Annotated in this window: 13 protein-coding genes and 1 pseudogene; 7 read left to right on the top strand and 7 right to left on the bottom strand. The window is 60.7% G+C overall.

Going from position 1 to position 19,262, the window contains the following annotated elements; all coding sequences use genetic code 11:
• Window positions 1–30: 30 nt before the first annotated feature.
• The 3 genes from PCLY_RS11725 to PCLY_RS11715 all read left to right on the top strand — a co-directional run bounded on the left by PCLY_RS11725 (window position 31) and on the right by PCLY_RS11715 (window position 2,666).
• A complete protein-coding gene (locus PCLY_RS11725) occupies window positions 31–924 on the top strand; it encodes a chemotaxis protein CheV (RefSeq protein ID WP_061239436.1) in 894 nt (297 codons plus the stop codon).
• A 164-nt stretch (window positions 925–1,088) separates the two neighbouring features.
• Complete coding sequence (locus PCLY_RS11720; protein WP_061239434.1) at window positions 1,089–1,592, top strand: hypothetical protein; 504 nt, start codon at window positions 1,089–1,091, stop codon at window positions 1,590–1,592.
• A gap of 210 nt (window positions 1,593–1,802) precedes the next feature.
• Entirely contained in the window at window positions 1,803–2,666 is an 864-nt protein-coding gene (locus PCLY_RS11715) for a helix-turn-helix transcriptional regulator (protein ID WP_061239432.1), read from the top strand.
• 40 nt (window positions 2,667–2,706) lie between these two features.
• On the opposite strand, the gene PCLY_RS11710 is transcribed toward PCLY_RS11715, so the two are convergent.
• On the bottom strand, window positions 2,707–3,912 hold the full coding sequence (locus tag PCLY_RS11710; RefSeq protein WP_061239430.1) for an NAD(P)/FAD-dependent oxidoreductase: 1,206 nt from the start codon (window positions 3,910–3,912) through the stop codon (window positions 2,707–2,709).
• A 123-nt stretch (window positions 3,913–4,035) separates the two neighbouring features.
• Here PCLY_RS11710 and pdxR point away from each other — a divergent pair, with 123 nt between their 5' ends.
• Window positions 4,036–5,535 (top strand): MocR-like pyridoxine biosynthesis transcription factor PdxR, encoded by a 1,500-nt coding sequence (pdxR, locus tag PCLY_RS11705; RefSeq protein ID WP_061239428.1) that lies wholly within the window; start codon window positions 4,036–4,038, stop codon window positions 5,533–5,535.
• A 33-nt stretch (window positions 5,536–5,568) separates the two neighbouring features.
• Here pdxR and PCLY_RS11700 read toward each other — a convergent pair whose 3' ends face one another.
• From PCLY_RS11700 to PCLY_RS11680, 5 genes are all read right to left on the bottom strand, one after another.
• Window positions 5,569–6,822 carry an OprD family porin gene (locus tag PCLY_RS11700; RefSeq protein ID WP_061239426.1) on the bottom strand — a complete coding sequence of 418 codons (1,254 nt, stop codon included), beginning with the start codon at window positions 6,820–6,822 and terminating at the stop codon, window positions 5,569–5,571.
• Window positions 6,823–7,157: 335 nt separating this feature from the next.
• Window positions 7,158–10,226 carry an error-prone DNA polymerase gene (locus PCLY_RS11695; protein ID WP_061239590.1) on the bottom strand — a complete coding sequence of 1,023 codons (3,069 nt, stop codon included), beginning with the start codon at window positions 10,224–10,226 and terminating at the stop codon, window positions 7,158–7,160.
• Window positions 10,223–11,632, bottom strand: a complete 1,410-nt coding sequence (locus tag PCLY_RS11690) for a Y-family DNA polymerase (protein ID WP_061239424.1) — start codon at window positions 11,630–11,632, stop codon at window positions 10,223–10,225. The genes PCLY_RS11695 and PCLY_RS11690 overlap by 4 nt, the downstream gene beginning before the upstream one ends.
• Before the next feature lie 7 nt (window positions 11,633–11,639).
• Entirely contained in the window at window positions 11,640–12,257 is a 618-nt protein-coding gene (gene imuA / locus PCLY_RS11685) for a translesion DNA synthesis-associated protein ImuA (protein ID WP_061239423.1), read from the bottom strand.
• Window positions 12,258–12,446: 189 nt separating this feature from the next.
• The gene (locus tag PCLY_RS11680) at window positions 12,447–13,544 is read right to left on the bottom strand and encodes a YkvI family membrane protein (protein WP_061239588.1); all 1,098 of its coding nucleotides are present in this window, start codon (window positions 13,542–13,544) and stop codon (window positions 12,447–12,449) included.
• Between the two features lie 382 nt (window positions 13,545–13,926).
• On the opposite strand from PCLY_RS11680, the gene PCLY_RS11675 reads away from it, so the two are divergent.
• Entirely contained in the window at window positions 13,927–14,946 is a 1,020-nt protein-coding gene (locus PCLY_RS11675) for a GlxA family transcriptional regulator (protein WP_231740154.1), read from the top strand.
• Between the two features lie 431 nt (window positions 14,947–15,377).
• Entirely contained in the window at window positions 15,378–16,640 is a 1,263-nt protein-coding gene (locus PCLY_RS11670; RefSeq protein WP_061239421.1) for a hypothetical protein, read from the top strand.
• Window positions 16,641–16,792: 152 nt separating this feature from the next.
• Here the strand turns inward: PCLY_RS11670 and PCLY_RS11665 are convergent, their stop codons facing one another.
• The gene (locus PCLY_RS11665) at window positions 16,793–17,590 is read right to left on the bottom strand and encodes an inositol monophosphatase family protein (RefSeq protein ID WP_061239419.1); all 798 of its coding nucleotides are present in this window, start codon (window positions 17,588–17,590) and stop codon (window positions 16,793–16,795) included.
• A 184-nt stretch (window positions 17,591–17,774) separates the two neighbouring features.
• Here PCLY_RS11665 and PCLY_RS25180 point away from each other — a divergent pair.
• Window positions 17,775–18,398 (top strand): annotated as a pseudogene (locus tag PCLY_RS25180) (conjugal transfer nickase/helicase domain-containing protein); the annotation flags it as partial.
• Window positions 18,399–19,262: the final 864 nt, after the last annotated feature.

The raw sequence follows: 19,262 nt of genomic DNA, 5'->3' as shown, positions 1-19,262 counted from the left end.
TAGGTTTACCGTTAGTTCAAGGACAGTTTCATGACTATGGTCATCGGTGACGCGCTATCGCTGTTGTTGTTTCGTTTGCATAGCGGCCGTCTGCTGGGCATCAACCTGCTCAAGGTCAACGAGATCATTCCCTGTCCTGCGTTGACCAAACTGCCCAGCCGCCACCCCAATGTGCGCGGCATCGCCAGCCTGCGCGGTGCGGCGGTGACGGTGATCGATCTGGCGCGCGCCATCGGCGAGCAAGGTGCGGCTGACGAGGATGACGGTTGTCTGATCGTCACCGAGGTGAGCCGCTCGCGTCAGGGCCTGCATGTGAAGGGCGTCGAGCGCATCGTGCAGTGCTCAACCCGCGATGTGCGTCCACCGCCTGCCGGATCCGGCAGTCGTGCTTTCATCACCGGCGTGACTCAGATCGATGGTGCCATCGTGCAGATTCTCGATATCGAGAAGGTATTGCATGACATCGCTCCAGCACTCGAAGAGGCGCCAGTCGGGCAACTGCTCGACGGTCAGGATGGCCGCCTGCTGCAGGGGCGTCGCGTGCTGCTGGTCGATGATTCGCAAGTTGCGCTGCAACAGACCCTCAATGTCTTGCGCCAGCTAGGGCTCGACTGCACGGCAGTGCGCAGTGCCCAGGCAGCGCTGGAACAGCTTCATGAGTATCAGCAGGCCGGCATGCCGTTCGAGCTGCTGGTTTCGGATATCGAGATGCCGGAGATGGACGGCTACAGCCTGGTTCAGGAAATCCGCCGCAGCTCCGATATCGCTGCTACCTACGTGCTGCTGCATACCTCGCTGGACAGCACCATGAATACCGAGAAGGCGCGTGCGGTCGGCGCCAACGCGGTACTGACCAAGTTCTCCTCGGTCGATCTCAGCCAGGCACTGCTCGACGCCTTTCGGCAAATGAGCGGACAAGACTGAAGCGCTCCCTGCAAGCCCTTGCCGGCAAACGGCAAGGGCTTGCCAGGCTTTCTCTCGCACCAAAATAAAATCCAATACTTTCAATGAATTAAGCGCGCCGTTTGAGCTGGCATGCGCTTTGTATCAGTGCTCCTGGCAATTGCAATTCAGTCAAGGAGCACGACATGAGCACGATTGGAGGCGTTGGCAGTTACGGCGGTCTATCGCTGAGCGGATTGCGCAACAAGCAGAGTGAAGAGCAAGGCGAGTTTGCCCAGCTGGCGCGCAACGTGGAGAAGACCACGCGCTCGGCAAACGCCGAGTCCGAACGCGAGTTTCGCGCCAGACAAGCCACGGATGAGGGCTTTGCCCGCTTGCGTGTGGAGTTGCAGAATGGGGCCGAAGGCAAGGTGGAAGCTGCCGTCAGTTCCGGGGCAGTGCAAGAGCCGCAGGGCGAGGACAGCGGTGACGCCGCATTGGCGGAGTTCATGGCTTACATGGCGATGACACCGGCGGAGAAGATTCGTCACGGCATCCTCAATGAGATGGGGCTGACCGAAGAGGACATCGAAGACATGTCGCCCGAGCAGCAGCAGGCTGTCGAGCAGGAGATCGCTCAGCGCATGAAGGACCGTGCGGATATGCAGGCTCAAGAGGACGGCAAAGGCCGCTCTTATGGGCTGATTTGAGCCGTGCTTGCCGGCGCTGATTGAGCCATTTCCCGGGGAAGAAGGGGCAACGGACTGAGAAACGAACCGTGGAGACTCTCCATCTTTGGTTAAGGCCGTTTGGAATTTTTATGGGCTGGATTGTCTATCAATCTACGACAGTGCAACCGTTGCGTTGCGACCTGTCGAGCAGTCATCCCCATAGAGAATCTTTATCCGGACGTTTCCAATATGGATGTTCTTTCCGAGTTCTTCGAGCGCACGAGCCTGCAAGGGCGACTGTTATTCGCCGGCCCGGTAGACGGTACGTTGGTGCTGGACAGACCCCCTGGCATGGCATTCATCCACGTGATCGAGCGCGGCGCACTGGATATGGTGCACGCCGACAAGCCGCGCATTGCGATCAGTGAACCCAGTGTGCTGTTCTGTCCAAGCACCTGTTGCTACAAGCTGCGCGCGCACCAGCCTGGCGGCGTGGATCTGATCTGCGCTTCCTTTCAGTTCGGGCGCTCGGGGCAGCAGCCCTTTCCCCTGGGACTGCTGGAAACACTGGTGTTCCCGTTGAGTGCCCTGGAGCAGCTGGGGCCTGTGATCGGCTCCCTGGTCAACGAATTTCGCACACCGGCACCAGGGCGCAGCAAGGCACTGAATCTGTTGTTCGAATATGTGTTCGTCCTGCTGGTGCGGCGCGCAGTGAGCGAAGAGCGCATCACCAGCGGTCTGCTCTATGCCTTGCAGGACAGCCAGCTTGGGCCAGCCTTGATCTGCATCCATCAGGAGCCTCAGCAGGCCTGGAGCGTCGAGCGTCTGGCCGAGCTGGCGAAGATGTCGCGCACCAAGTTCGCTGCGCTGTTTTCCGAGGTCATGAGCATGACGCCCATGGCCTATGTGACGGCCTGGCGCATGAAGGTCGCGCAGGACCTGCTGTGTGAGGGCATGCCGATCAAGGTAGTCGCCGATGCGGTGGGTTACGCATCGCAGGCGTCGTTCTCGCGCACCTTTGCTCAGCATGTCGGGCAACCGCCAGGCGAATGGCTGCGCGCAGAGGGGGAGGACCCACCTGCGAAGCTGCAGGTGCAGATCTATCAGGATTGACCCGCGCCCAGGGCAATAAACCCTGGGGCGGGGTGCCCGCTCAGGCGACGACGGGGATCAGCGGGTCGGCAGCCGCCAGGGCGACGTCGCGTTTGGCTTGCGGCGGGTAGATCCACTGGGTGTTGATCTGCATCTTGAGTTCTTTGCCTGGCTTACCGGTCAGCACCACCTTGCGTTCCCAGCCTTCGGTGAACACCGCGCCCCAGGCGCCCAGATCCAGACAGGTGACGTACTTGGGCTGGCTGTAGGGAATCGGCTCGACACCGAGCAGATCGGCTGCCGCGTTGTTGCCGGAGGAGCGGCCGAGGGCAATGGCGTGCTGGCAGGTCATCAGTGCGTGGTTGCCCAGATCGTCCACTGCGGCATACGCGGTATCACCGGTGGCGTAGATGGCGTCCTGGCCCAGCACCTTGAGATTGCGGTCCACGTGCAGGCGCCCGAAGGCATCGCGCTCACCGTCGATTTGCTGGGTCAGCGGCGAGGCTTTCACGCCCACGGTCCAGACCACGGTGTCGGCTTCGATGCGCTCGCCGTTATCCAGCCGCACGCCATGTTCGTCGACCATCGACACCGGGCTGCCGAGTTTCCAGGTTACCCCGAGGTTGTCGCTCGCTTCAGCGATTACCGAGGCGATCTGCTCACCCATGACGCTGCCGACCTGATCACCCATGTCGACGATGATCACCCGCACGTCGACCTGGTCACCCAGGATGGCACGCAACCGCGACGGCATTTCCGTGGCCGTTTCGATACCGGTAAAACCACCGCCGACCACCACGACGGTGTTACGCGCCTGGCTGGCCGGCTTGTCGCGCAGGCCCTGTAGATGGGCTTCGAGTTGCTGCGCCGACTCCAGGCTGTCGACATCGAAGGCGAAGCGGTCGATACCGGCCAGAGGAGGCCTGGCAACCTGGCTGCCAGAGGCCAGAATCAGGCGGTCGAAAAGCAGCTCGGCCTGTGCGCCGTTTGCGTCACGGTAGATGACCCGCTTGCCTGCGGCGTCGATGCGTGTCGCGCTGCCTTGCACGAATTGCACGCCGACTGCTTCGAACAGCGGGCCGAGCGGCGCAACGCAGGTGCTCAGGTCGCTTTCGTAGAAGCGCGGGCGCACGCGCAGTTCGGCTTGCGGGGCGAGCAGGGTGACCGTGACATCCAGGCGTTGGTGCTGGTCCAGCAGGCGAACGGCGCTCAGCGCACTCCACATACCGCCGAAACCGGCGCCGATGATCAGGATCTGCTGTTTCATAGGGTTGATTCCCGTAGTTGAAGATAAAGGTGTTGGCTGACTACGGGATCGATTGTGTGGTTGTTTTGGATCAAGGTATTGATCCAATATCTGCACAAATAAGTGGTCCACTTTGGAGCATCCATGCCCGTCGAAAAAGCTCCGCCACACGTGGTCTTTCTACCCCTGGGAACACCGGAGGAGGGGGCTAGCCTGCAGGAGTGGCTGTATGACTCGTTGCGCAGCGCGATTCTGGGCGGGCGCCTGCCGGCTGGCAGCAAATTGCCCAGCACCCGCGCCATGGCCGAGTATTACAGCCTGGCGCGCGGCACGGTGCAGGCGGCCTATCAGCAACTGCTTTCCGAGGGTTATCTGCAAGCGCGTACCGGCAGCGGTACACGTGTCAGCGAGGTATTGCCGGACCCGACGCTGAATGCAGGGTACGTCCGGCGCAAGGTGGTGGCGGCGGTCGAGGACAAGCGCGCGGCGCCCGATACGCCATGGCTGAAACGCCTGGCGCAGATCGAGCCCATTTTCTCCCGGCACACATTGCCGAGTGGTCTGCGCGCGTTCTTTCCTCATCGTGGTGATATCAACGCCTTTCCCATCGATCTGTGGCGCAAGCTGCACACGCAGCAGCTGCGCAGCTCGCGCCTGAACATGCTGCTCGACGCCGATCCGGCGGGGTTGCCGGCGTTGCGCGAGGCCATTGCCGGTTATCTGGCCATCGCACGTGGCGTACAGGTTTCGCCCGAGCGCATCCTGGTGCTCGGCAGCGTGCAGCAGGGGCTGGATATCTGCCTGCGTCTGTTGGCCCCGGGTGATTCTCAGGTATGGATGGAAGACCCCGGCTACCCCGGCGCGCGGCAGTTAATGGATATCTCTGGCGTGACACGCGTGGACGTGCCAGTGGACCGCTCCGGCCTCGATGTGGACGAGGGCATACGTTTGGCGCCAGGTGCCCGGCTGGCCTACGTCACGCCGTCACGGCAGGCACCGTTGGGCGGCGAGTTGTCGCCAGCGCGCCGTCTCGCCTTGCTGAAGTGGGCAGCGGAGCAGGGCAGCTACATCTTCGAGGATGACTACGACAGCGAGTACCGTTTCATCGCCAAGCCGATTCCGGCCCTGCGCTCGATGCCTGGCGCCGAGCATTCGGTGATCATGGCAGGCACCTTCAGCAAGCTGCTGTTTCCCTCGATTCGCCTGGCCTACCTGGTCATGCCGCCGCAATTGGTCGAGAGCTTCACCCGCGTTTCGGCGCTAATGTCGCGCCATGCCAACAGCCTGGCGCAGGCCGTACTCGCCGACTTCATCCATGAGGGCCACTTCGACCGTCACGTGCGGCGCATGCGCAAGCTCTACGCAGCGCGTGCCGATGCCTTCGCCGAGGCTGCGCACAGGCATTGGCGAGGGTTGATCGAGGTGCCGGAAATTCGCGCGGGGATGGATATCGCCTGCGGTTTGCAGGTGGAGAACGAGCAGGATGCTTTTGCCCGTTTGCAGGCGGCCGGTATCGATGCCATACCGCTGTCGCGCTACTGCGTCAGCCCTCGTGGTCCAGGCCTGGTGATGGGCTTTGCGCCCTACGAGGAAGGCGCCATCGAGGCGGCAGCCAAGGCCGTCGCGCAGGCGCTGCGCAGCTGAGAGCCGCCCCGGCCGAAGCCGGGGCGGAGAGCATCAGAGGATGCTCAGCGGGTACTCGACGAAGGCGCGGATCTCGTTGAGATCCGGCCCGACGTCGGTGCTGGAGCGGTAGATGGAGTTGCGCAAGCGAACATGCAGATCCTTGGCCGCACCACTCTGGATGGTGTAGCCGATCTGGTTGAAGATCTCGCGTTCGGTGCCGTTGTTGTCGTTGCTGGTATCGATGTTGTCACCGCGTACGTAGGCGAACTTGTAGCGTAGACCCGGCACGCCGTACTCGGCGAAGTCCAGCTCGTAGCTGGCCTGCCAGGAGCGCTCGTCCTTCAGGTTGAAGTCCGAGTAATAGGAGTTGGCCAGGTAGATGCTCGAGCCGCCGTCGCCATAGTCATAGGCAAAGCCGGCATCGCCGCTGCTGCGCTGATGCGCGACGATGAAGGCATGGGCGCCGATGCTGTACTTGGCCGCCAGGCTCCAGATGGTGTTGCGATCGCCCTGGCCATCACCGCCGAGATCCACGGCGGCCACCGAGCCGGTGTCGTACTTGGTGCGGTAGATGTTGAAGTCGAAATTGAGCGCCTGCTCAGCCGCCAGCGCCAGGTTGTAGTTGATGTTGGCGTAGTAGCGTTTGTACATGTCCTCGAGGTCGGAGTGATACACCGCCAGGCTCAGATCATCGCTCACGGCGTAGCTGCCGCCGAGCACGTCGATGCTCTTGAGTCGATTGGGATCGCGTGCCGAATCGCCCATCGGGCTGTCCGCGGTGAAACGGCCGGCGTTCAGTTCGAGCCCTTCGATTTCGTTGCTGGTCACCAGCGTACCGGTGAAGGATTGCGGCAGCAGGCGGCTGTCGTCATGGGCCAGAACCGGCAGGGAAGGGAACTGATTGCCGTACTTGATCACGGTATTGGAAACACGCAGTTTCACCGCGCCGCCGGCCTGGGACAGATCGTCCACCGGACGGCCTTCGCTGTCGGTGTCGAAGAAGGCGCGATAGTTACGTCCGCGGCCGCTGTCGAGCTTGACCCCGAGCAGGCCGAAGGCATCGACGCCGAAACCGACGGTGCCCTGGGTGAAGCCGGACTCGAAAGTGGCGATGAAACCCTGACCCCAGGTCTTGGCGTCGTTGGTGTGGTCTTTGTAATCACGATTGAAGTAGGCGTTGCGCAGCAACAGATTGAGGTTGGCGTCTTCGACGAAACCATTGGCTTCGGACTGGCTGCTGGCATGAGCCAACTGCCCACCCAGCGCGAGGCTGCAAGCCAGCGCGAGACAGTGCTTCTTGTGCATGGGGGCTCCCGGTGTTGGTGTGCTGTTCTAAACGCGCCTCACATCGAGGTAAGGCCCGGCCCAGAGGGCGCGCATAGAGTTATCACCCGGCATGCAGATGCACTATTCAAGCTGATCGATGATCACTATCGACGACTTCGATGCGCTGATCAGCGCGAAGGACGATAGGCTTTACCCCGATGAAGACTTCCGAGCGGCGGCCTTTGTATCACTCACGGAGGCCGACGCTCTGGCTCCACTTCATCTCCTTTGGTTAAGACGACTTGTGGCCGCCTGGTGATCCAGTGCGGCCTTTTTTTCGTCTTCACCATGGCATCGCGCAGGTGCTCAGATGCTCAATGAAAATCGCGGCTGCGAATATCCAGACCGGTCAGCATGCTCGTCAGATCCGTCAGGCGCCCGGCTATCACGTGGCGCACACCTTCGACCGTTTCCAGATGACCATCGACGCGCAGCATCTGCGACTGCACCAGGGTCCGTCGTTGCCGCTCGGCCAGGTCGTGCCAGACAACCACATTGACCAGGCCGAATTCATCTTCGAGCGTGACGAATATGACGCCGCTGGCGGTTTGCGGCCTTTGCCGGCCAATCACCAGGCCGGCGATGCTGACCGGCCGGCCGTGCTCGACCGCCAGCAAATCATGGGAACTGCGGCAGCGCTCGGCGCGCAATGCCTCGCGCAGCATGGCCAGCGGATGCGGGCCGAGAGTGGTGCCAAGCGTCGCATAGTCGGTCAGCAGATCTTCCCCCTGCGAGGGTGCAGGCAGGCTCAGGCAGGCTTCACTCGGCGCAGAGACGCCGGCGAACAGCGGCAACTGTTCCTCGACGCCGGCCACCGCCCAGCGCGCCTGGTAGCGGTGGCCAACCAGAGCCCCAAGTGCGCCGGCATCGGCCAGCCGCTCACGCGCCGAGGCGTCCAGGCGTGCGCGCCGACTGAGGTCTTCGACATCGTGAAATTCACCTGACGGGCGCGCCTGTTCTATACGACGTGCATCGGCCTCGCGCAGGCCGCGGATCATTCTCAGCCCCAGGCGGATGGCCGGCTCGCCCTGTTCATTGGGTTCCAGGCTGCAGTCCCAGTCGCTGTAGCGGACATCCACGGGACGTACCTCGACGTTATGCCGCCGCGCGTCCTGCAGCACCTGATCGGGGCTATAGAAACCCATCGGCCAGCTGTTGACCAGGGCGCAGGCGTAGGCCGCGGGCTCATGACACTTGAGCCAGCAGCTGGCGTAGGCGAGCAGGGCGAAGCTGGCGGCATGCGACTCGGGAAAACCGTAACTGCCGAAGCCTTCGATCTGACGGAAGATCCGCTCGGTGAATGCCTGCGTGTAGCCCTTTTCCAGCATGCGCGAGGTGAGCCGCTGCCGATGAGGCTCAAGGCCGCCATGGCGTTTCCAGGCGGCCATGCTGCGGCGCAGTTCATCCGCTTCGCCTGGGGTGTAGTCGGCGGCGACGATGGCCAGTTCCATCACCTGTTCCTGGAACAGCGGCACACCGAGGGTGCGCTCGAAGACCGGCTTGAGTTCATCGGAGGGGTAGTCGATGGCTTCTTCGCCGTTTCGTCGGCGCAGGTAGGGATGCACCATATCACCCTGGATCGGCCCCGGACGGACGATGGCCACCTGGATCACCAGATCGTAGAACTTATTTGGGCGCAGACGTGGCAGCATCGCCATCTGCGCGCGCGACTCGATCTGGAACGCGCCGATGGTGTCCGCGCGGCTGATCATGGCGTAGGTGGCCGGGTCTTCCTTCGGCAGAGTGGCCAGCGTCCACTGTTTGCCGCGATAGCGTTCGATCAAGGCGAAACAGCGGCGCAGCGCGCTGAGCATGCCCAGGGCCAGCACGTCGACCTTGAGCAGCCCGACCCTGTCCAGATCGTCCTTGTCCCACTGAATCACGGTGCGTTCGGCCATGCTCGCGTTCTCCACCGGCACCAGCGTGTCGAGCGCATGCTCGGAGATGACGAAGCCGCCGGGATGTTGTGACAGGTGCCGGGGAAAACCGATGAGCTCACCGGTCAGTATCAGCACGCGCCGGAGCAGTGGATTTTGCAGATCGAATCCCGCTTCCTGCAGACGCTCGGGCGAGGGCGGACCGCTGCTCCAGCGACCACAGCAATCAGCCAGCGCATTGACCTGATCCGGCGGCAGGCCGAGGGCCTTGGCGACGTCGCGTATCGCCCCGGCGCCGTGGTAGGTGTTGACCACCGCCGTGAGCGCTGCACGCGTTCGCCCGTAGCGGCGAAACACGTACTGGATGACTTCTTCTCGGCGCTCATGCTCGAAATCGACGTCGATATCCGGTGGTTCGTTGCGCTCGCGGGAGAGAAAACGCTCGAACAACAGCCGGCTGTGCGTAGGGTCCAGCTCGGTGATGCCGAGCGCGAAGCAGACGCTGGAGTTGGCCGCCGAACCCCGACCCTGGCAGAGAATATGCTGCTCGCGGGCGAAGCGGACGATGTCATGCACTGTCAGAAAGTAGCTCTCGTATTGCAGCTCGGCGATCAGCGCCAGTTCGTGTTCGATCTGAGTGCGGGCAGCGGGCGGCACGCCCTTGGGCCAGCGCTCGCCGGCACCACGTTCCACCAGATGCCGCAGCCAGGACGTGGCGTCATGACCTGCCGGTACCAGCTCGTGCGGGTAGTGGTAGTCCAAGTGCGCGAAATCGAAGCTGCAGCGCTCGGCGATGCACAGCGTTTGCGCGAGCAGCTGCGGCGGATACAACTCGGTCAACTCTTCGAGTCGGCGCAGATGGCGTTCGCCATTGGCGAACAGATAGGCACCGGCCTCGGCCACGGGCAGATGATGGCCGATAGCGGTCATGCAATCCTGCAAGGCGCGGCGGCCACGGGCATGCATGTGCACATCGCCACAGGCCACGGCCGGCAAACCGTGAGCGTCGGCCAGATCGAGCAGGCGCTGCAGGCACGCGGCATCGTCCGCGCCGCGATGCAACTCCACGCCCAGCCACAGGCGCCCCGGCAATAACGAACGAAGCCAGGGCAGGGCGCTGCTATCGCCGTGGCTGAGGCAGATGCCCAGCAGCCCCTCGAGCGGCGCAACGAAGTCTTCATGCAACAAGCGGTAGGCGCCCTTTGCCGCTCGGCGTCGCGCCCGGGTGATCAGCCTGCATAGCGCCTGATAGCCCTTCAGATTCTCGGCCAGCAGCACCAGCTTCGGGCCGTTTTCGATCAGCACCTCACTGCCCACGATCAGCTTTACGCCGCTCTTCTTCGAGGCCTCCCAGGCGCGCACGATACCCGCAAGCGTGCATTCATCCGTGATCGCCAGGGCCCGATAACCCAGCAGGGCCGCCCGCTCGAACAACTCCTGGGCACTGGAAGCGCCACGCTGGAAACTGAAATTCGACAGGCAGTGGAGTTCGGCGTAATCGCTCACGCGAACCACCCGTGCAACAGCAACGGACCGTCACTGCCGACCGTTCGATAGGCCCAGCCGCGCTGGCCGGCACGGGTTTGCACCACGTAGTAGTCGCGGCGCACATCCCCGCCATCCCACCAACCAGACTCGATGCGCTCCGGACCGCAGAGGATGCGTAGCGAGCTTTCACGCAGTGGCTGGGGTTCGCTCAACAGCCAGCCGGGACGCGCACTGCAGGGTGGCAGCAAGGGGCTGATCGGTTCGTTCTGCCAGGCGTGTTCGGGGCGATGATCCGCTCTGGCTCCGAGGCCATGCAGGGCGCCATCACCCAGGCGAGCGCGCAACCGTTCGCGTAACTGCTCCCAGGGCTGGTTCTGCTGCGGGCGCTCATCGAACAGTTGCTGGTGTTGCGGCGCGAAGACTGGCAATTCACGCGCCACCAGGCGCACGGCCAGCACCGGCGCCGCTAGCTGCTGATGCTGCAGACGGCCGCGGGTCAGCTCGAACAGCATGCCTGGATCACGCTCGGCGCTGAGCAAACCCACCTGCACCTGGGTATCGCCCCCCGTGCGGTGTTCCAGATGCAAGGCAAAGCGCTGAACGCCACTGTCACGGCCGGCCAGGTAAGCCGCCAGATCGGCTGTCAGGCGGCGCAGCGGGAACAGCAGCGCCTGATGCGACTCCACCTCGAAATTCAGCTCGATACGGGCATCGAATACATCCGCAGGCGTATAGAAATCCAGCGCCAGTGGGCGCTGGCCAAGCAGGGTATCGAGGTGGCGCAGTACCTCGGCAGGAAAGCGCTTGGCCAGGCTGTCGCGCGGCAAAGCCAGCAGTTGGCGCAGTTGCCTGAGCCCCATGCGATTGAAGGCAGTGGTTACCGAGGCAGAAAGCCCGAGTCGGTCCACTGGCAAGGGATCGAGTATCTGCTTGAGCGTCTGTTCATCGCTTGCCATCAGGCCATCGCCGATATTGACCAGCACCCGCGCAGCAGCCGGATTCGGCGCGACGGCAATGCGGTGCTGGAAAGCCAGTGCTGACAGCTCGCTGCGCAGACGCGCCTGAAAGCGCGGCCAGGGGCCGAACAGGCCCAGGCTCGATTGCACTTCCAGCAGCAGACAGCGCGGATAATGGAGACTGACCTGGGCACTGAAGCCGTAGGCCCAGGCGGCCAGAAATTGTTGCCAGTGTTCGATGGCCGCAAGATCATACGGCGCTGTTGCGAACCCGTGCGTGAGCGCCTGTGCCGCTGTCAGTGACTGCCCGGGTTTCAGCCCCAGAGCTCGGGCTGGCGGGTTGACTGCTTGCAGTACGCGCCGTTGCGGCGAGCCGCTCAGTAACACCAGTGGCTCATCAGGGTTGGCGCGCTGACGTTGCACACCGTCCATGGCCAGCTGCGGCAACAGGATGCAAGCCCAGAGCATGGCCGGCTCAGTGCCAGGCAAACGCAAGCGGCTGCGCAGGTGGAAACCCACCTTTGCACTTGATCACCCGCAGCTGCGCAGGCTGACCTTCGAGCACCAGACGCAGAGCGGCCGGCGAGGGATTGGCGGCCTCCGTCTGTGGCCGATAGGCAAAAGCCAGGGTTTGCCCAGTGCCAGCGGCCACTTGCAGGCGTCTCAGCGAACGGTCATCAGCCTGACGCAACCAGCACAGCACCGCCCCGCAGCTCCCCGAGCGCAAACATTGCTCGGCAGCCCACAAGGCATCGCGGCCATTGGCCTGGATGATGCTCAGGTGGCGCAAGTCGACGCCGGCCTGAATCCAGGCCTGGGGATAGGGCAGGTGAGGAGGGGAGACGAGCACGACCCGCTCGCCCGCGCTACTGAGGCTTGCAAGGGTCGGCCACAGCAAGCTCAGCTCACCGATGCCTGGCGCACTCGTGAGAATTTCACTGAGCGCAGCCGTAGGCCAGCCGCCTCCAGGCAATGCGGCATCGAGAAAAGGGTGTCCAGTTGAGATATTGGCGCTGGATGGCGATGAAACGGCCTGGCCTCGCCACACACGGCGAGCGTCGATCAATCGGTCAAGCGCAACCACGGATGACATGGGGTAACGACCATATACTGTATATAGATACAGTATTGTGCGTGCGGGTGACCCTGGTCAAGTGGCTGGCAGCAAGCCTGCTGCGGTCCATGTTCGGACGCCATGCGATGCATGGACGCTACAGGCAAATAGAGGGCCGCACGGGTAACCCAGTGCGGCCCTCTATTTGATGGACATGACCCTTGGCCGTCAGGGATGCAAGACCGTAGCAGCCTCCGACTTGAATAGCCGCGTGCGAATGTCCTTGGCAAGCATCAGGAAGAGCAGGGCAAAGCCCACATAGCCGTTGATCACGTAGACGATATTGATCAGGCGATCGAAGGGGATGGTCAGGCCGACCAGGGTGCCGATTACCGCCAGCACTACCAGCAGGATGCGGTGACGCTGACTGTTTTCGTCCGGAGCAAAGCGCTTTACCGGCGCCCACAGCAGTGGCGCTGCAGTGGTGAAGATGGCAACGAACACGATGAGTGCAAAGCCCAACGCCAGTGTCGGGTGAAGCTTGGCGATCAACGCCAGCGTGGGAATCTGCGTACCGGCCACGTCATCGAGATGGGCCGCCAGGCCCAGCATCATGGCCAGTACCGCCAGGCTGAACATTACCGCGCCTAGCGTCGCACCCCAGCGGGCTTCCTTTCTACTGGAGGCCGACTTGCCCAGATTGGTCATGAACGCCGCCAGCCACATCATGCAAAAACCGACATAGGACGCACAGGCAATGAACCAGTTGCTGCTGGCCTGCAGAACGGTGCGATCAGTCACCAGTGGTTCCAGTTGCTCCGCATAGTTTTGCAGCCCGTCAGGCGCCATTGCATAGCTGACGATACCAATGACGATTGCCAGAACACTCAGCAGCGGGCCTATCAAACCGATGATTTCCACCAGCCGCTTGAAGCCCAACAGCAGCGTCACCAGGGCAAGACTGCCCATTGCCACGCCTCCGATCCAGTTCGGCCAGCCGAACTGCTGATGCAGCGCGGCGCCTGCGCCGGCGATCATTACCCAGAAGGACATGAACAGGAAAACGACCGAGAAATAGTCGAAAAAACTGCCGAGCAGTTTGCCGCAGTAATATTGATAAATACTTTTAGGCTCGCTGAACTGCTGCTCATAGCCGGCACTTACGAAGCTGAAATTGACATAGATGAACAGCAACAGCATTAGCGCAACGCTGGCGACGCCACGATAACCGTATGCCACGAAGTACTGCATGATCTCCTGACCCGTGGTGAAGCCGGAGCCCACCAGCAGGGCGATCAGTGCTCCACCTGTCAAAAGTACGCGCATCAGGCGCACGGGATTGTTGTTCCGAGTCATAAGTATTGCACCTTGAGTTCTTGGTTTTGTTGAGGTTGCAGTGGCGGTTTGGCGGGTTCCTTGCGGCTGGAGATGCAGGAACAGTAAGCTCGGGACGTCGTTTTCAATGCACCCGCAAGCGACATTCAGTCGTTCGGTTGCGACGCACCTTCAGGGCCATGGCGCTGAAAAAGTTGCGTTTTGCCGAGCGCGCGGCTATCGGGAAAAATCCAGATACAGCGAGGAGAGGGCGCTTACGCGATAACGCCATTGGCAAGTTTGGTGAACATGCAAACTCTGATAACAACGCAAACAAGGGCTGGCTCGGATGGACGCCTTGAAATTGTTACCCAAACGTAGTTTCAGCGAAGCCATGCAGGGGAAGAACCTGCGTTTCGTAGATGACAAGAAGCAGCCGGTCAAACAGGCCCGGGTAGGTTTTCTGTTGCTCGAGCATTTCTCCTTGCCGGCTTACACCCAGGCGCTCGACACCATGGTCACGGCCAACCTGATCAGCCCTGGCTGCTTCATTACCGAGTCATTCAGCCTGACGGGCGAATCGGTAACCAGCGACCTGGGCTTGGTGATCTGTCCTGGCGCACAAATTCAGTTGTCGCACATGGCGGACATGGATCTGCTGGTGATCTGCGGCGGTCTGCGTACGCCGCTGAAGGCCTCGCCAGCGCTGAGCGCCTTGCTGCATGGCGCGAACAAGCAGTTCGTAGAGCTGGCTGGGCTCTGGAATGGTGCCTGGTTTCTTGGGCAGGCCGGACTACTGGATGGCTATAAATGTGCGATCCATCCGGAGAATCGCGCTGTACTGGCGGAGGTCGCCAGAAACAGCCAGGTGACCAGCGAGAGCTACATGGTCGATGGCAACCGGTTGACGGCCGCCAGTCCCAGCGGTGCATTTCATATGGTGATGGAGTGGATCCGCAAGCGGCATGGCCGGGAACTGGCCGATGGCATCGTCGATATCCTGGCCTTCGAAGAGTCGCGCTACCGTCGCGCACGCCCGGCACTGCACGACAAGATGAGCGAGCCGCTGCGCAATGTGGTGCAGCTGATGTGCGCCAACATTGAAGAGCCCCTGAGCCTGACCCAGATCGCCCAGTATGTTGGGCGTTCCAGGCGGCAGATCGAGCGGCTGTTCCAGGATCAGATGACGACCACGCCGGTGCGCTATTACCTGGAGCTGCGTCTGACTGAAGGGCGCCGGCTGCTACAGCATTCCGATCTGCCGATCCTCGATGTGTCACTGGCTTGCGGGTTCGTCTCATCGAGTCATTTCAGCAAGTGCTACACAGAGTTCTATGGTTACTCGCCATCAAAGGAAATGCGCTTCGGCAACGTCCGTTCGTCAAAATGCGAAAAACCTGGACCGAGCACCTGACGGCAGTCATATGATAGTTCGCATAATGTATATTATGTTAAACAGCGTATTGAGTCAGATGCCCCTTCTTGATCAGGAGTGATCTGAACTAAAGATTCGAATTTCTGGTAACTACAGATTCGAAACGGGATTGAGCTCTCCGTTTCTAACCTTCGGTTCACTCTGTGCCCTCCCGTTTCCAATCTTTGGTTCACGAAAAAATCCGATTTCTAATCTTCAGTTCATGGATTGCCGTTCCATTTCGAATCTTTGGTTCACGTGCTTCGCCGTTTCTAATCTTCAGTTCACCGGAGCGTCCATTCGATTCGGTCACGCATCTCTCGATCAGTTGATCCCCTAAGCACCCGGTACTAGCCTGAATGAGTACAACGCACGTCGCGCTCGGGTACGCACGCCGATGGCTCTTAGGGCTTAGAGCCGGGATCAACGTCATGAAGATCGCGCCACAACCTCTTTTTGAGGTGCTTACTCGCTTCAATAAGCTCGAGTTTCAATCCCCAGAGCTGCGATATGAGCTACCTGAGGTGCGCGCATTTCTGGAAGGGTTTCCAGCGGCGTTTCGCGCCAAGGAGGGATACGTTGCAGTACGTGCTTTCCTAAAAACCTGCAGCGATAACGAGACAACATTCAACAGCTACCGCACTCATGCAGAGCGCTTACTCCTTTGGTCGCTCCTGGAGGCCCAGAAGCCGCTCCTAGAGCTCAACCACTCGGATAGCGAGAGCTTCGTAGCATTCTGCCTTAAGCCGCCGAGCAGCTGGGTTGGGCCGGTTGTAAGGGACAGGTTCACTCGCATTGGCAGTCGGATGGCGCATGAGTCAGACAGCTACATGGTCAATGCCGACTGGCGGCCTTTCAATTGGCACAATCCCAAAAGCGATCGATCTACCTCCTCAGGATGCACCCCTCCTCCGCTATCCGGCCCACCATTGGGCCTATCTCAGGCGACCCTTAATAAGTGCATATCTGTATGCAAATGCCTCTTTGTCTATGCCGTTGGTGAGGATCTAACCGAGGTCAACCCATTCGCCTCTAACCGCCTTCCTTCACGGGGAAGACGTATTCCAGGGAGCAATGGAGCGCGTTCGCTGAGCAAGGATCAATGGCTATACGTGATTGATACAGCAGCTGGTATGGTTTCAGAAGACGTCCGACATGAGCGGACGCTGTTCATCCTCGCCACCGTTTACGCCATGTACCTGAACGTATCCGATTTATCAGGCAAAGGGCGCGACGCTCCGGCGATGAAGGATTTTCGCAGGGACGCTGCTGGTCTCTGGTGGCTCTATCTGCGTAAAGGCGCCCGGTTGGTAGACAGAGTTCGTGCGCCGCAGGAGTACCTGGATGTTTACCTTGCACGTTACCGGCGCATTTTAAACCTACCTCCCCTGCCCTCCGACGACGAGGCCGTACCTCTGCTATGTACCCTGGGAGGGCGACCAGGATTGTCCGACCACCACATCCGCGGACTCCTCCAGCCGGTGTTTGATTTGGCCCTTGTTCGAATGCGGCAGGACGGGTGGAGTGAAATGGAGGTTGATCAGTTGCGATCGGCATCGCTCCAGTGGATCCGCAACACCTCTGCCAGGCTTGCCTCACCGAACCTCAATACTTTTGAGTTACAAGCCGCTCTTCGGATACGTGATATAGCACGCTACACCGCCACGGTACCCGGTGAAGAGAGTGACAGCTAAAGGGGTCTGCTGCCCGTCGAAATCTGCAAATAAATCTGCAAAACAGCACATCTGCCATCTCTGAAGTGCCCATTCTAGAGGCCTTAAGCGGTCATTGGTAAAGGTGCAAAAAAATACGCATATTCACCAGTAAGCATCGTTCCGCCGAGCCTTCAAAAGAGCTTTCCCCAATCTCTATGGGCTAACGCGCTACACGCACTGGGTGCTCCACCGAAGCAACGTAGCGACACTCTTTTCATCCGGGCCTCTGAGTCGTAAATCACTGGCACGCCATCTTGGTTAAGCAACACACCGCCAGCCCCGATCAGCAGAGCATGGCCACCAACGACGTCATGTGCCGAGACCGGCACGAGAGAGATTCCCGCGATAGCGTCGCCGGCGGCTACGCGAGCCAAGCGATACGCAATACTGGGGGAAGGAACAAAAGCTGCGGGCGCGCACAACTCGGCGTTGAGTTCTGGCTTGTTTACTGCCGCTGTGCTCACTAGGACCTGGCAGCCCGCGTCCAGAGCTCGATGCGCAAGCTGAGCGGTCACTTTGCGGTTATTGCGGATAACGCTTCCGCTGCCTTCCGCCCATGAGATGCAATCGGGCCCCAGATCTGGAGTGACTGGTGCGTAGACCACACCGAGAACGGGCGTCGCATTGCGCAGAAGCCCTACTGAAACTGCAGATCCTTTACGCCCTTGTAGAAAATCGCTGGTTCCATCGTTGGGGTCTACAACCCAACAATACTCGTGGCCAGCCAGGCTGGTGCCTGTTTCTTCTCCCCAGAAATCGCATGGCAGAAGGTCAAGGAGCCCCCTGCGCAGTACCACTTCGATTTCGGCGTCTACTTCTGCCTTGTCGCCGTAGCCACGCGGCCCGCCTGGAAGATCCCACTCGGCTGCAAGGAGCTTGCCTGCCAACAGCACCTTCTCAGTGACGAGCTTTAGCAATTCCTGGTTCATGGTCGGGCGCCTGCGCTAAAGACCCTGCACTCAGTGTTGCACATCTGTGGGGTTTGCTAGGGGTCCGCTCCCCTGCCCCTTTACCAACTGTCGGATACCTGCTGGTACCGGCACCGTCGTGATAGAGGTGGAGCCCAGCGACGCCCCCGCAGAACCATCCAACGATAGCGGTGACACCTCACAGGCGGCGAACGCCGCACCTGCGCCGTCTGCTGCGCCCGCTGCCGATAGCGTCGACGCCCTGCTGGCACTGCTCGGCACCCCTGATACCGAACGGCCCCCACAGGGGCCGGAGGCTGCGCCGCCAGTTGCAACCTGCATCGATGAACCACCTGCACCTTCTCAGGAGAGCGATTCAACGTCACCACCACCCCTTGTTCTTCCTTCCGCCGCGGGCGTCGAAAACCTGCGGGAACCACCCTCCGGCGAACACTTCATGGCCTGGCTGCGGCAGCGCATCCAAGGCCGCAAGCTCATCATCAATGACGCAAAGGCCCTGGTGCATACGGTGTCTGGCACAGCCTTTCTGGTCAGCCCGGGGGTGTTCCAACGCTACGCACAAGAACACCCTCACACTGCAGCACTCGCCAAGCAGGATCAGATGGCAGATTGGCAGTGGGTGCAAAAACGCTTCGAGAGGCTGCAGCTGCACCACAAGCACGACAACGGCCAGAACATCTGGACATGCGACGTGACGGGGCCGCGCAAGTCGCGGCGGCTGCATGGCTACCTGCTGAAAGAACCCCGGCAGCTGTTCGAGGAGGTGCCTACCAACAACCCCTATCTGATCCTGTTAGCACCACAGTAATTCGCGTTCGAGTGAGAACATGGATTTGGTGATATCAGTTTCAGGCAGTTTTGGAAAGCAATGTGGGGCTCCACCTGTTTGTTGGAAGTCAATTTGGAACTTTGCTCCTGGTCTCTTCTATGAATAGTAACGGCTTGAAGTAGAGAAGCCTGAGTCGACGTCCGTATCGTACAGGGTTGCGCTTGCTAGGTAGCGCATTCTCCCCGATCAAACACCCCTCCTTCGGGCTCCTTGTATGCAGTATCTAAGTGACACATGCATACAGCAACTGATCGGCTTTTTAGGCAGCGCCGGGCGCTCTAGAATCTGGTTTATAGTCGATTATAAAGTGATTATAGAGCGATTATAGAATTCGCTTTTGGTGCCTGATTGGGCCTGCTCGAAGCAGGCAGCCCCTGCATCTCGCCTAAGCAACAGTATGTTTGACCAGGCCCCCAATTCCTACTTGGGGCTCGACTGAACGGCTAGCGAGGCCGGTCTTGTGCTAGCGCGCCTAGCGGGTGGTGCGAACCCTACGAGCTTGAGAAATCCGGTTAAACGGAGCTACCAGTTGAGCCCGATTGATACCCTGCATGACACTCTATTTGATCCAAATCAACACTATTGCCAAAAGGAGCGTTCATGCCTCGGGGCAATCTGCTATCGTCGGCCTATTGCCCCGCCTGGTGAATTGCTGTGCGTCGGATTGGATTGATCCTGCTAATGATTGCTAGCCTCGTGCTGCCGACCTTCGGCGGTGTGGCTTTCAGCATGCCGGCACAACCTTGCCCGATGCAGAGCGCCGATCATCAGGGCCATGCAATGGTCGATGCTCCGTGCTGCGAGCAAATGGACACGTCTGATGGGGTGGCCAATAAGTCCCCC

Source organism: Ectopseudomonas composti, assembly GCF_001567565.1.
Lineage (GTDB): Bacteria > Pseudomonadota > Gammaproteobacteria > Pseudomonadales > Pseudomonadaceae > Aquipseudomonas > Aquipseudomonas composti_A.
Note: the sequence above shows the minus strand (reverse complement) of the source record. Positions and strands in the feature narration are given on the sequence as shown.